At 42.3% G+C, this 13023-nt stretch carries 14 protein-coding genes; 3 read left to right on the top strand and 11 right to left on the bottom strand.

What is annotated here, in order from left to right; translation table 11 throughout:
• Positions 1–117 precede the first annotated feature (117 nt).
• Genes HQN88_RS05435 through HQN88_RS05455 form a run of 5 tightly spaced genes read right to left on the bottom strand, consistent with a single transcriptional unit; the run spans position 118 to position 5576 of the window.
• Positions 118–1416 carry an NCS2 family permease gene (locus HQN88_RS05435; protein ID WP_173109213.1) on the bottom strand — a complete coding sequence of 433 codons (1299 nt, stop codon included), beginning with the start codon at positions 1414–1416 and terminating at the stop codon, positions 118–120.
• 47 nt (positions 1417–1463) lie between these two features.
• Positions 1464–2609, bottom strand: a complete 1146-nt coding sequence (locus HQN88_RS05440) for a GerAB/ArcD/ProY family transporter (RefSeq protein WP_173109214.1) — start codon at positions 2607–2609, stop codon at positions 1464–1466.
• Positions 2610–2640: 31 nt separating this feature from the next.
• Positions 2641–2850, bottom strand: a complete 210-nt coding sequence (locus HQN88_RS05445; protein ID WP_173109215.1) for a hypothetical protein — start codon at positions 2848–2850, stop codon at positions 2641–2643.
• A gap of 24 nt (positions 2851–2874) precedes the next feature.
• Positions 2875–4056, bottom strand: coding sequence for a Ger(x)C family spore germination protein (locus tag HQN88_RS05450; RefSeq protein WP_173109216.1), 1182 nt, complete (start codon positions 4054–4056; stop codon positions 2875–2877).
• 20 nt (positions 4057–4076) lie between these two features.
• Complete coding sequence (locus HQN88_RS05455; protein ID WP_173109217.1) at positions 4077–5576, bottom strand: spore germination protein; 1500 nt, start codon at positions 5574–5576, stop codon at positions 4077–4079.
• A 280-nt stretch (positions 5577–5856) separates the two neighbouring features.
• Here HQN88_RS05455 and HQN88_RS05460 point away from each other — a divergent pair, with 280 nt between their 5' ends.
• Positions 5857–6075, top strand: a complete 219-nt coding sequence (locus HQN88_RS05460; protein WP_173109218.1) for a hypothetical protein — start codon at positions 5857–5859, stop codon at positions 6073–6075.
• A gap of 16 nt (positions 6076–6091) precedes the next feature.
• Here the strand turns inward: HQN88_RS05460 and HQN88_RS05465 are convergent, their stop codons facing one another.
• The 5 genes from HQN88_RS05465 to HQN88_RS05485 all read right to left on the bottom strand — a co-directional run bounded on the left by HQN88_RS05465 (position 6092) and on the right by HQN88_RS05485 (position 10767).
• Positions 6092–7108, bottom strand: a complete 1017-nt coding sequence (locus HQN88_RS05465; RefSeq protein WP_173109219.1) for a Gfo/Idh/MocA family protein — start codon at positions 7106–7108, stop codon at positions 6092–6094.
• A 129-nt stretch (positions 7109–7237) separates the two neighbouring features.
• The gene (locus HQN88_RS05470) at positions 7238–7891 is read right to left on the bottom strand and encodes a class I SAM-dependent methyltransferase (RefSeq protein ID WP_173109220.1); all 654 of its coding nucleotides are present in this window, start codon (positions 7889–7891) and stop codon (positions 7238–7240) included.
• A gap of 378 nt (positions 7892–8269) precedes the next feature.
• On the bottom strand, positions 8270–8476 hold the full coding sequence (locus HQN88_RS05475; RefSeq protein ID WP_327205116.1) for a twin-arginine translocase TatA/TatE family subunit: 207 nt from the start codon (positions 8474–8476) through the stop codon (positions 8270–8272).
• 12 nt (positions 8477–8488) lie between these two features.
• Entirely contained in the window at positions 8489–9697 is a 1209-nt protein-coding gene (locus tag HQN88_RS05480) for a ZIP family metal transporter (protein ID WP_173109221.1), read from the bottom strand.
• A 20-nt stretch (positions 9698–9717) separates the two neighbouring features.
• A complete protein-coding gene (locus HQN88_RS05485; RefSeq protein ID WP_173109222.1) occupies positions 9718–10767 on the bottom strand; it encodes a multicopper oxidase domain-containing protein in 1050 nt (349 codons plus the stop codon).
• 364 nt (positions 10768–11131) lie between these two features.
• On the opposite strand from HQN88_RS05485, the gene HQN88_RS05490 reads away from it, so the two are divergent.
• Together HQN88_RS05490 and HQN88_RS05495 are read left to right on the top strand one after the other, a co-directional pair.
• A complete protein-coding gene (locus tag HQN88_RS05490) occupies positions 11132–11305 on the top strand; it encodes a hypothetical protein (RefSeq protein WP_173109223.1) in 174 nt (57 codons plus the stop codon).
• Between the two features lie 73 nt (positions 11306–11378).
• On the top strand, positions 11379–11717 hold the full coding sequence (locus tag HQN88_RS05495) for a coiled-coil domain-containing protein (RefSeq protein WP_173109224.1): 339 nt from the start codon (positions 11379–11381) through the stop codon (positions 11715–11717).
• A 54-nt stretch (positions 11718–11771) separates the two neighbouring features.
• Here HQN88_RS05495 and HQN88_RS05500 read toward each other — a convergent pair whose 3' ends face one another.
• A complete protein-coding gene (locus HQN88_RS05500; protein ID WP_274320684.1) occupies positions 11772–12971 on the bottom strand; it encodes a CapA family protein in 1200 nt (399 codons plus the stop codon).
• Positions 12972–13023 lie beyond the last annotated feature (52 nt).

Consider the following 13023-nt stretch of genomic DNA (forward strand, 5'->3'; position numbering starts at 1 on the left):
CCTTGTCCAGAAAGGCATGGTATGAAAGCGGATCATGCTATGCCCGATTGAGAGCTGATAGAAACAACAAAAAGCAGTACGCCGCAGCGTCTGCTTAGTCATGCACGCATTTAAAAGTTAATGGGTGAAACATACAATTTGAATAAAGAACAAAACCGCAAATAGATAAAATATTGGATGAACATCCTTTCTTTTGCCCCGAACAACTTTGAGTATCGGATAAACAATGAATCCAATGCCTATCCCCGTGGCTATACTGTAGGTCAGTGGCATCAGAACAACGATCAGAAATGCTGGAAAAGCTTCTTCCAGGTCCTGCCACTCAATTTGTCGTAACACGTTCATCATGAGGAAACCTACGATGATTAAAGTAGGCGCTGTTATTGCCGGTATACTCGCAAGAACTGCAATAATTGGCGAGAACAATAAGGTCAACGATAGCAGGAGACAAACAATGACAGCAGTGAGTCCTGTTCTTCCACCAACTGCGACACCAGAACTAGATTCGATATAAGCTGATGTTGGACTTGTCCCCAGTAATGCCCCCGTTGTGGTACCAACCGCATCCGCCAGAAGAGCACCTCTCGAACGTGGAAATTTATTCACTTTGAGAAGCCCCGCCTGCTCAGCCACCCCCAGCATTGTTCCGGTTGTATCGAATAAAGTGATCAATAGGAATGTGAAAATGACCGCATATAGACCACTGGTAAAGACACCCTTTATATCGAGTTGAAAAGCTGTTGCCACTAGTCCTGTTGGAGCTGCGACGAAGGTATCTGGCAATGCTATAAGCCCATACATCCAAGCAAGAACGGCAGTAATCAGCATACCAAAGAATAGATAACCGCGTACCTGATAAGCCAGTAATACAAGTGAAATGATAAGTCCGATCAAGGTAAGTGCCGTCATGGGCTCTCTCAAATTGCCTAGCGTGAGTAAGGTTGCAGGTGAGCTTACAATGATTTTCGCATTTTGTAATCCAATGAAGGTGATAAAGAGTCCAATTCCTGCGGTAATGGCGTGTTTAAGGCTAGCGGGAATCGCGTCGAGCAATACATAACGAAAAGAAGTGAGCGACAGCACTATGAACAACATGCCAGCAATAAAAACTGCTCCTAACGCTACTTGCCATGGAACCCCATTCCCTCCCACAACTGTAAAAGCGAAGTAAGCATTTAATCCCATTCCTGGTGCAATCACAATCGGATAATTGGCAAAGAGCCCCATGATCAGTGTGGCTACAATACTGGCTAGCACAGTTGCCATGAATACACCATGGAAATCCATCCCCGTCGTGCTTAATATCCCAGGATTTACGATCACGATATAAACCATGGTTAGGAATGTCGTCACTCCTGCCAATAGTTCTGTTGCAACGGTAGTTCCACGCTCTTTTAATTTGAATAGTCGATCCATGGGGTCTTCCTCCTGAGATTAGGTTTAGTTCAGTTTGATTGACTTGCTCACGTTTCCTGCAACAACTCAGCGTCGCGCTGTGGTCCCTTCTTTCGTTTATCTCGGAGATCATGGATATAAAACAAGATGAGCACGAATGCGGGAAGCATGATACAGAACGCAATGTCAAACCAAGGATAGTAAGACTCAAGAATCGCATTATATAGCGTAATATTAGGTGTACCTGCGACTGTTCCCACGAGTAACAGCATACCAACCGGTATGGTCAGCATATGACTTTCCTTTAACTGAAACAGTTCTGCTAGTCCTGATGTCAAGGAGAAAAAGATAAGTAACGTTTTATAAAACACCGATATGAACCATAGAAAAGCCATTACAGCTTCTAACCGTTCTAAGAAATGTCCTATCGTTATTTTCTGTGCGAGTACGAAAGTCGGATAATACTTCGTTTCCATTAAATTGGGTCCTAACACAAGTACACACAGAATCACAATGATAAATAAAATGGCACCACCAATTGCGAAACCTATTAAGATTGGTTTAGTTAGTGATGTAGAACCGACAACATTTGATACAAGCATAAGTAGTACAATCATTTCTGTAAAAGCAGTTACAAAAGCCATGATTGCTCCCTGAAAAATGACACCCATTCCTTCTGCCACAAAAGGTTTCAAGTTTGAGAATTCCACTTGAGGCAGTAATAAAACAAGGAGAACTAGGAATAAAAGCATAAACACAGGAAAAAGCAGCTCTCCCATCCGTGCAAATGCTTCAACACCATACCTGTAAGCTATAATAATGACCAGAATAAATACAGCGATGATCGCATTGATGGGTGTTTCTGGCATTAATTGTGTAGTCATAAATTGACTCATTTCACTTAACAAAGTAAGTGAACACATATAGAATTCGAACAGAAATAATAAAATAAACAAACTTCCAAACCAAACACCCAGATTTAGTCTGATTAGATTGAAGAGTCTTCGTCTACGAAGCTTATTTGCAATACTAGCGAATAGCCCCGCCACAACGAATCCAAGGCATACGGCTAACAACATGGACAACCACGCATCCTGCTTGGAAGAGGCCGCGAGGATGGTCGGCATAATGAGAATCGAGTCTCCAATAACGCCAAGAATGATTAAAATCGTAAACTGGCGTATGGATATAGTAGCATTATCAAATGTTCTCATTCGTACCTCCTTGTCCCAGCAGCGAGCCCATTTAATCCATCCATCCAAACATCCAAGCAACGATTTTGAATGGATTTGGTAACACGATCTCTAATGTGAGCAATATATACAGCACGCTAGCTATTAGTAGGAACATGATGAAAATAACAAACTCTCGTCTATGATTTTGACGTATTAGTTTAGGCGCTTCTAGCCAGAACGTACCCGCGGCTAACGCAAGAACAGTGAATACAGACGCCATTCAAGACCAAGCCTTTCTCCATGCCTATTGCATGGTTGAATTCCCAATTGTCCCCGTTTTTCTTATAAACAATTCGATCTTATAGTTGACAATTGTTTGAGGAAACATCTCATCATTCCACGTTTCTTTAACTTCTTTCCAATACGCAGGCTGATCCTTACCGAGTTGACTGCCAAAACCGATTAAATCCGATTTCATTTTCTTCGCTCGAGTAACGGTCGCTTCCACATTCGATTGTATGATTTGTCTTGTTTCTTGCTCAAGTCGCTTGATCGTTTGAGGATCCTTCAAATCGATATCTCTGCATTGTCTGTCCACAATATTTGCTTCCGCTCGTATGGAAACATCAATCACTGGTTTACCGTTCTCAATGCTTGCTTTCAATTTAGAATCAGAGGATGTAATTTCAATTCCCGTATATTTCTGTTCCGCACAAGGAATTTCAATAGATGTACTATCCAAATTGTTTGTTATATCCGTATATCCTTTACTTTCCTGCTCATCCAGCCAGCCAATTAACTTGTCTTCTTTAAAAGCCGCGATACCCATATAGCGGAATCGGCTGGGAGGTTGAAAGAATTCTACGTTTTTTTTCGATTCCCCCATAGAAGTGTCTCCAATTAATTTGATACCCGTTAACGCTAGTTCGAAACCTTTGCCCGACAGCTTATTCAACGCTTCATCCAATGTCATAGCGACAGTCGGTGCCCAAGACCTTTGTGAAGTCTGTAAGGATTGCTGCATACTATAACTAGATAATTTCTCGACGGGCGTAAATAGTTTCAAAATATTCTCCGCCATATCTCCTCTTGCTACAACGATATTAAAATCCATGCGCAATTCATTATCACGAACTGAATTATCCAGAAAATCTTTAATCCCTCGCTTCGCCAATTCCTCTCCAATGACATACATTTGCAAATGTCCCATGTACACTTTCCGTGGTGCCTCCGCTGTTAAAGACCTTGCTGCCTCAAATAACGTCTTTCCTCTACCTTGATAGAGCGTGCTAGGCGGACGATCTCCCCCTCTTCGTTGTGCAGATATTTCACTTGGATTAACGACTTGAAACGAAACCAAATACTCGCCATCCTTCCAATCCACTCCAACTCCAAGGACAATAAGCAGCTCATTTAATTCACGTCTACTCCAACAACCCGATAGCAGTAGTAAGCAAAGCAGCATAACAGTTAATTTATATTTCATCCTACTGCGCCTCCTTGCTACTACTTTCGTATTCGATCACTGCCTTCATCGAGCGATGTCTCAGGACGTTTAAACGTAAGCCATCGCGGTAATCGAACCAACGTATCCTCTAAATCAGCTTTACGGTAAGGTGAAAATGGAGACATAAAAGGCTCTCCGAAAGAACGAAGAGCACACAAATGTAGTAATAACACAAACATCCCCATCGCAATCCCAAATAATCCAAAGCTTGCCGCAGCTCCCATAAATACAAACCGAAGCAGTCGCACTGGAATAGACATGCTATACGCTGGCAACGTAAATGTTGAAATCGCTGTTACTGAAACGACAATAACCATAGCTGCCGAGACAATTCCCGCTTCTACTGCAGCTTGTCCGATGACAAGCGTGCCAACAACAGATACGGCTTGTCCAATGGCTCTCGGCATGCGAAGACCTGCTTCTCGCAATATCTCAAAGGTCAACTCCATGACTAACGCCTCCACAAATGCGGGTAACGGCACCCCTTCACGTTGCGCCGCCAGGCCAATTAACAGTGAAGCTGGCAGCATATCGCGATGAAAAGTCGTTATTGCGATATAAATGGAAGGCAACAGCAAGGAAATAAATACTGTGCTAAATCGAAGTATCCGAAGAAGAGTGGCATAGTAGGCTCGCTGATAATAGTCCTCTGCTGATTGAAAAAAAGTAACAAGCTGCGTAGGCACTAACAAAATATTTGGTGTACCATCTACGAGAATCGCTACCTTTCCCTCTAATAATTGGGCCGCTGTGGAGTCAGGCAGCTCAGAATTATAAATAGTTGGAAAGAGTGAAAATTTATTATCCTCGATTAATTCCTCGATATATCCGCTGTCCAAAATGCTATCGATATCAATTGCTCTTAATCTAGAGCGAACGAGATCGATTACAGATGGCTTAGCAATCCCGTTAATATACATCATCGTTACGTCAGTTTTGGTCATCCGACCAATGGATATTGTCTCCAACCACAGTCTGGGGTCTTTAATTTTACGTCTGATTAACGCAGTATTGGTGCGAAGTGTCTCGGTAAAACTTTCCCTAGGACCACGAACGGCTGTCTGGTTAGTGGATTCAGTAACATCCCGTCCCTTCCATTGACGAATGTCTGCGCGATAGGCGTGGTGCTGCTGATTAAAGAAAATTATAGCCTCGCCAGAGAGTAGATTTTCATACAGAGTTGCCATATCTGCTACGGTTTGAATGCAGCCTAATCCTGTCATCAGTTCTTTGGCAATAGTTTCTGTATTTAGGCTATCTCCATGTGCGTCCTGAGTGACATTCCTTACCATCATTTTTAACACATCAAAAATATAAGTATTAATCGCCAACGTATCAGAAAGTCCATCGATATATACAACTGCGGCCGCTACTATCAAAGTGCCGTCATCTTGTATTTCTCGAATGACGACATCGTCGCTTCCACCTAAATCCATCATGATTCGTTCAAGGTTTATCTCCACATTCGGGTCAATAGGAATCGTTGCATCATCAGGCATGATGTGAGTCCCTCCTTAGTCTCATCCCTTTTCCATTATGACCATTTGAATTGGGAGATAAACCGTGAAGAACGATTAGGTCAATTCTTGTTGGAACAGCAAAAAGCCGTTACCAAAAGGTAACGACTAGAATTACATAGTAGAATAAGAACATATCTCGCTAAATTCGCATTTCGTAGATAACCGCGAATATACTCAAGTAACAACGGAACGATTAGGAACATGACTTACGATTCAGCCAGCCGCCATGGAGCGGCGACCGAAGGAGATGGCGATAATCATGATGATGACGTTGACATCCGATGGAGATCTATTTATAGCTGCGCTATCTCAAACAACGGTATCCGTATGGCAAACCGATGAGCATGGTGTTTTCTGTGAAGTCGATCGCGGTATTATTGAAGAATTCACACGAATATCCATTCGAATGAGTACGATTACTGATGAGATTGCCTTTTATTTTCGTGACGATGGGACGGAATTTCGGGCTGAAACCTAGATTGATTTCATACTTGTTACAGATAGCTAATTCGTTTCCTTGATCTAGCAGATTCATACACATCCATAACGAGATTAAACGCTTTGAATCCTTCGGGCCCATTCAAACCGTAGCTGCGATCCGATAAGATATGGTCATAGAAATCAGCGATTTGAGTACCATGACTGATTCCCCAGTACGATTTGGCCCCTAGATTCGACGTTTCTGGAGAAGTCAGCATTGTTTGCACTCCATCAATCACGCGATACAACGTATCACCCGTGAGTACGAGTTTCCCTTTTTCAAAGACAAGCTCAATCTCAACAGGGGAATTTATCCCATACGAGTTCGTTGCATAAAAGATAGCCGTGGCTCCACTTTGATACGTGAGGTGTGCATGGACAGTATCTTCTACTTCAATAATCCCCTCAAGTGAATCCGTCGACATGGTTCCTTTAATACTAGTTACTTCTCCGCCTATCCATTGCAATAAATCTAACGTATGAATGGACTGGTTAATCAGGACACCACCACCTTCTGTGGCCCATTTACCTTTCCATTCTGTTTGATAATAGGAGGCATCTCTACTCCATGTAACAATACCTTTTAGACAAAGCAATCTCCCTAATTCACCTGATTGAGCCGTTTTCTTCATGATCTGGGAAGCAGGGTTATATCTATTTTGGAAAATAACACCAAGCTGTACATTCGGATTGGATTCTGCTGCACGCAACATCGTAAGCGCTGCTTCTTTCGTTTCAGCCATCGGCTTCTCCGTAAGAACATGCTTACCAGCATGAAGTGCATCAACTGCCATTGGCGCGTGCTGGTAATGTGCCGTACATATGTGAACAACGTCAATATCAGGATTTTTCAGCATCTCGAGATAATCCGTGTAATACGCGCAGGAGTACGTTTCAGCTGTTTGAGCAGCTAATTCGGCGTTCGTGTCAACCACGGCCACTAGTTTCGCTGTCGGTATTTCTGAAATGGCTTTCAAATGTACGCCGGAAATCGCCCCGCAACCAATAAGTGCAATGCCAATCTGTTTCATTGAAATCCCCTTTTCTGCTTCAATATAATGGTTCAACTCGATGTTACAAATGTATATATTAGAGGTTCGCCCATCCCGAACCAAATCCTTTACAACTCCACATGCGGAAATTGACTACTTATTGCTTTATCATGACTTTTCCACTTGTCCATGTGGTTTCAACGCAATTTCCCACAGCATCTTCTTATTGGCATATCGATCCATTTCATATTCGTCCGTATGAAGGTATGTCCACTTTTCGCTATTAAAAAATCGCTCGATCTCCTCTCGATCAAAAAATCTTCGGTAGATCCCTTCCGATTCCATTAAAAATCTCTCAGTTGTTTGCATGACTTTTCCTTTATTGCCAATTTCATTGGTTGAATTCAACCGGCTTAGTAAAATACCATCTGGTTTCAGCACCTGATGGAGATCTCGGATGACTTCATGGGTAGTCGCTTCATCGAAATAATGAATGCTAAGATCAGCGATCAAAACTTGTACAGATTGTTTTGGAAAAGGAAGACCCTCCGTCATATCCAAACAAAGTGTTTGAACATCCGGTAGGAATGACTTTAATGTACGGATTGCCACTTCGGAGATATCACAAGCGATTGGCGACAGTCCACGTTCTACCAGGTACTTTGTGTTATTACCGACACCACAACCAAGATCAACGATAAGATCTTCGTTACTAACCGTAGATAAGTGTGCTTGCCAATATTTGTCCAGCCAGTTATCGAATGTAGGTTTGAGGTCAGGCCTTTGATACGATTCATTCCAAAATTGTTCTAATGATTTCATTGCTTGGCTCCATCCGTTATTCATTTTTCTCTTCTAATTGGCGATTTTCTTCAAGAATCTGCTTTAATTTTCGATTATTTTTGACGTTATATACTGCCATATATATTACAATGCTCATTCACATTTGTCATTGTATCCCTTCTCCAAGTCCTCCCATGAATTATCTGGAAAATCTACAGTTATATTTCAGCAATACATTATTTCCATTTATTTTCATATTCCAGCGTAATTAAAGCTAATTAGATGTACCTTTTACAATTAAATGTTCCAATCGAGCAGATCAACCCACAGAATCTTCAAATAAAAATAAGCCACCCAGTGAAGCAGCTTACGCTACCACTGGACAGCTCTCTTACATGCTCCGATATCTCGGCAAAATCAATGTGTATCCTTCTGCTTATCTTTCGTCTCTTCGTCCTCTAACAATCCCTTCGTTCCTTGTCTAAACTCCTTGATTGTCGTCCCGAAAGCACGACCTAGCTGCGGGAGCTTTGTTGGTCCGAATAATAATAGCGCAACACCTACAATTACAATAAGACCTGGTATGCCAATACCTGATAGCATATGAGTCACCACTCTTTCCATGATTGAGAAACCTTAAAATTTCACCATTAACGCAGTTACATACATGATTAATATACCTGCTGTAAGTCCGCTAAAGTTTAACCAAGATACCGGAGATAAGCCTTTTTTCTCAGATTCTTTAAGAATCATTTTCGAAATAACGTAAATGACTTGCAGAATCGCACCTGCACCAATACCGAAGAAGAGCGCAGCTAATGTATCGTTAAATATGAAGCCACCCGCCCATGTACCTATTATAGCAGGTCCGCCGGCAATTAAGGCTAATTTGACAAATGTTTTCCATGATGGCCGATCTTTCAGCAGCGGAGCTGCAATACCTACACCCTCTGTAATGTTATGCAGAGTGAAACCAATGATTAGGAACGTCCCTAACGCGGCCTCCCCCACTGCAAAAGCTGAACCAATGGCAAGACCTTCTCCAAAATTATGAAGCCCTATGCCAGTTGCGATTTTGTTCGCGACGCGCTTGCCAGCATACGACTCACTGCTTAATTTACGCTCATTCGACTGGTCGACAGCGATCAGGAATAAACAGCTCAGCAAAGCACCGAACCATACTAACCCTGAGCCCTGGAAGACGCCTGGCGCTTCTGCAGCCATCTCAAAGCCTTCGCCAAAGGTATCAATGACTAGGAAGAACAACAGACCAACGGTCAACGCAAGAATCGCGTGCATGCCTCTAACCGAGAATCTACGAAGAAATGGATACCATAATAGACCAAGCCCTACGGGGATTACACCTACATAGAAGCCAATTAACGCGTATTGCCAGAAAAGCTTCCCATTTGCTTCTGGCGTAGCGGCAGCAGCAGCTACTTCACCTATGAAAATCAAACCATTCGACGTGATGAGTTTCACTTCATGCGGATCACCTTGTACCCATGGGTATGGGATATGGATCATGCCTTGTTCAAATCTTTTTAACGTATCACTAGGTGAAAAAGAAGCATTCCAAAATGCGCCATCAACAACAACTTGAGCGATGGTTAATTCTTCTGGCCCCGAGTTCAGTACTCTCACTTGAATACCGTCATCATTGAGTGTGATTTTCTCGACATTCAAGACTTCGATCGGAGCAGCCGGTTCGTTCTCAATACCGGTGCCTACTTTGGCAATCGTTGTAATAATGGCTAATAGCAAGATCAAGGGCAACAGGCCCCATAGAATAGCTTTTATTTTAGAGGAAGATGATGGCTTAGTGGTTTGTTCGTTGATACTCATATCGTACGTCGCCTCCTTTCTTATTCAGCAATGAAGAATCCCATCCAACCTAGTTCAGCAAATTCGCTTTGATGCGCATGAAACATGTATCGCCCGGGCGAAGGAAACACAATTTCCAGAATCCCACGTTCACCCTGACATTGCATAATGGTATCGGTATACGCTGGCCGAGCTTCAGGATCTGCCCCCGTTGCGTAATAATTGAAAAAATTCGCATGAAGATGAAAGGAATTAATTAAATCAAATTCAGTGAGATTGCTTAAATAAATACGTACAAGCTCCCCAACCTTCACTTTAATCGGTTCCTGCTGATAGGCAAAAGCATAACCATTCACGGTGTAAATTTCATTTTCCCCATCGAGATCCAGATCGTAGCCATTCATCAGCATGTTGAATTCCTTGGCAGCAGCTCTTGGTTTCTTCGGGTCAATAATGAAATTACCATAGAGACCTTTATGGATATGTCTGGCTAAAGGAGCCACATGGCAGTGATAAACGTGCATACCAGCTGGTTTGGCTTCAAATTCATACGTAAACGAATCCCCAGAAAGTACAGATTCAAGTCCATCCATATTCGTAGGGTGCATGCCATGAAAATGAATGGAATGTGGATGCAGGGTGCCATTGGTAAATTTCACACGCAGGACATCACCTTCCGTACAACGGATTGTTGGACCAGGTATTGTCCCATTGAACGTCCAGCCAGGAAACTTGATTCCTTTCGCAATTTCTACATTGGCCTCATAGGCTGCGATTTCATATTCCCTAAGAGTTCTACCGTCAGGAAGCTTACTCACTTTGCCATAATCAAATGCCGTCAGCGCATGCTGTGCAGCTTTGAAACCTTCTGTTACTTCGTTGCTTGGGACATAGCCATGCTTCATACCCTCATGTAATTGTTCTTTCATCGCATGGTGAATATCATGCTTATCTTGCGCTTGTGCGATCGGTGGCCTACCGAATAACGAGGAAGGATTCAATAATGCACTTCCTATCACAGCAAACGCTCCTGTCGTTCCTAGCTTCAAAAGATTACGTCTCGATAACTTTTTATCTGGTTTCTGAAACATCGCTATGACCTCCTATTATAAATTGCTTGTTTACAATTTTTTTTACCTAGGGAAACATTTTAAGTAAAAATAAAGTTTCCAGTGGGACAAAAAGTTTACCAAAGGAAACACCGTGATTTAACTATATGCGGAATGGTGGCGAAAGTAAACCTTTTTGTTAAAAAATTCAAACATTTCATTTGAACCCTGATTTAATACTAAAAGGATATCCGCCAATTTCATAAAAATACATACGATTTCGACAAAAGAAACCTAATTCTCATCTATGGTTTGACAAATATTTTCGTCTATTGAAATTATAATAGAGTTAGGTTTGGTGTTGAGGTTCTTAACTATTGTGTATACATTTGGGAGGATGATCGACATGGACGAGCAGTTTATCAAAAGATTACACACACTTAATCGCCGCGATTCATTAAGGTCTTTGCTGCTTATCGAAGGTGTTCGGCTCACTCTCAGACGTAAAAAGAATGTAAGCTTATTCAAGAGGCTGTTTAATCGCAAGAAACAAACCATCACAGCAAAAGGATGGAAATAACGATAGACTGATAAATGAATAGGGTATTTCTCGCTTAAAGCAGCCATTTATAGTAGAATGATGTCTCAGCTACATGAAATGGATACGGGGTGTAGGAATGGCCATTAGCTTTACGAAGACAATTGTTGCTCAGTTAAAGAAAGAAATTGCTGAACTTGAAAGCAAGCTGCTAAACGAGAAGAAAAAGATAGAAAAAGCACAAGCCAAAATTAATCAGGTTAGGCGAGATATGAAATTAAGCCAGTCGCACAGTGATTTGAGCAGTAAAATGTCGCGCGTGAATAAGTTAAACGAAGAAATGAAGACAAGTGATCGTCTACAAAAAGATATCATGAAAGAATTAACAGCCAAAAAAGCTGCATTGAAGCTGAATCTGGATAAAGCGACAACTCAGGATGCAACCTCAACGTGATCGACAGTAAAGCAAAACACCGCCCAGCTATGCAGGTGCGGTGTTTTTGATATGTCAGGAAGACGACAGGATGTTCAGTTCGGGGATATTCGTCTGCATATGTTTTTTTATCATTTCATAGTGCGATTTAGCATGAATAAGTTGATCATTGGTTAACCTATCCATTGAAATAATTTGAAAGTGGCGTCCTTGTTGACTGTACGTATAGGTTGGAAGAAAGCTGGGATTCATGAGCTCAATTTTCTTGGCATTTCTGTTTGTGGTTTTCAACACGTCGATGGTGGCCATTCCACCTATTTGCTTATATAAGTTGATTTGAGCGGAAAGAAAGTTGCCCAGCGAATACACAACAAACGCACGATGCCCTTGCTTCCCTTCTACCCAAGCAGGCGGTTGTAACACATGCGGGTGATTCCCAATGATGATATGAACTCCCATGTTGGCTAGCTTTTGAGCAAGCGTTGTTTGATTAACATCTGGAATTCGTTCATACTCGTTCCCCCAATGGAGGGCAACCACAATGACATCGCTCATTTGCTTGGCCTGTTCCACATCCGTACGAATTTGCGAGTCATCGATCCGATTGACCAAGAACGGTTTTCCCTTCGGTGTTGATATACCATTCGTTCCGTAGGTGTAACTTAAGAAGGAGAACGAGATCTCATTTCGTGTAACCGTCCTTATTGTGTCGCGGTCATTCTGGGATTTAAAGGCACCCGTGTAAGGAATCCCAAGTGTATCCCAATAGGTGAGCGCACTTTGAATCACTTTCTCGCCTCGATCTAGTGCATGATTATTCGCAATGGTAACAACATCCACCCCTGCTACCTTCAGGGCATCTCCAATTTCATGAGGGCTGTTAAATGCAGGGTACGTGGATAGCCTCAGCTCCTTGCCACCAATCATCGTTTCTTGATTAGCAACAAGGATATCTGGTGCTTGCAATAAACTTCTCACCCCGTCAAAAATACGATTAAAATTGTACGTCCCATCCTTCTGCTTCGCATCTATATAAACTTTATCATGGATAAGGATATCCCCGATTGCAGCAAGCGTGACCTTAGAAACTTTGGTTTCTGATTCTGCTTGTTTCTTTGAAGTCGAATGATAGGACTGTGTCGGTGACGAACTCATCTGGACAAGGGGGGCGACTTGTTTTGCTTCCAAACTTGGATCTTGCGGTGCATGCGTACTTCCTAAGCACCCGCTTGCCAATAAGAATGTCGTAACAATCGCAGCAGCTCGCTTTAACACGACAAACCAGCTCCTTAAGGGTTGACCCTGTATTGACCAGTAGTATTCCCTT

It is taken from the genome of Paenibacillus qinlingensis (assembly GCF_013204845.1).
Classification (GTDB): Bacteria; Bacillota; Bacilli; order Paenibacillales; family NBRC-103111; genus Paenibacillus_E; species Paenibacillus_E qinlingensis.

What these genes read in the sequence shown, in the direction of transcription:
- HQN88_RS05435 (WP_173109213.1), bottom strand. Translation starts at nt 1,416, where the DNA reads ATGGATCGACTATTCAAATTAAAAGAGCGTGGAACTACCGTTGCAACA.
- HQN88_RS05440 (WP_173109214.1), bottom strand. Translation starts at nt 2,609, where the DNA reads ATGAGAACATTTGATAATGCTACTATATCCATACGCCAGTTTACGATT.
- HQN88_RS05445 (WP_173109215.1), bottom strand. Translation starts at nt 2,850, where the DNA reads ATGGCGTCTGTATTCACTGTTCTTGCGTTAGCCGCGGGTACGTTCTGG.
- HQN88_RS05450 (WP_173109216.1), bottom strand. Translation starts at nt 4,056, where the DNA reads ATGAAATATAAATTAACTGTTATGCTGCTTTGCTTACTACTGCTATCG.
- HQN88_RS05455 (WP_173109217.1), bottom strand. Translation starts at nt 5,576, where the DNA reads ATGCCTGATGATGCAACGATTCCTATTGACCCGAATGTGGAGATAAAC.
- HQN88_RS05460 (WP_173109218.1), top strand. Translation starts at nt 5,857, where the DNA reads ATGATGATGACGTTGACATCCGATGGAGATCTATTTATAGCTGCGCTA.
- HQN88_RS05465 (WP_173109219.1), bottom strand. Translation starts at nt 7,108, where the DNA reads ATGAAACAGATTGGCATTGCACTTATTGGTTGCGGGGCGATTTCCGGC.
- HQN88_RS05470 (WP_173109220.1), bottom strand. Translation starts at nt 7,891, where the DNA reads ATGAAATCATTAGAACAATTTTGGAATGAATCGTATCAAAGGCCTGAC.
- HQN88_RS05475 (WP_327205116.1), bottom strand. Translation starts at nt 8,476, where the DNA reads ATGGAAAGAGTGGTGACTCATATGCTATCAGGTATTGGCATACCAGGT.
- HQN88_RS05480 (WP_173109221.1), bottom strand. Translation starts at nt 9,697, where the DNA reads ATGAGTATCAACGAACAAACCACTAAGCCATCATCTTCCTCTAAAATA.
- HQN88_RS05485 (WP_173109222.1), bottom strand. Translation starts at nt 10,767, where the DNA reads ATGTTTCAGAAACCAGATAAAAAGTTATCGAGACGTAATCTTTTGAAG.
- HQN88_RS05490 (WP_173109223.1), top strand. Translation starts at nt 11,132, where the DNA reads ATGGACGAGCAGTTTATCAAAAGATTACACACACTTAATCGCCGCGAT.
- HQN88_RS05495 (WP_173109224.1), top strand. Translation starts at nt 11,379, where the DNA reads ATGAAATGGATACGGGGTGTAGGAATGGCCATTAGCTTTACGAAGACA.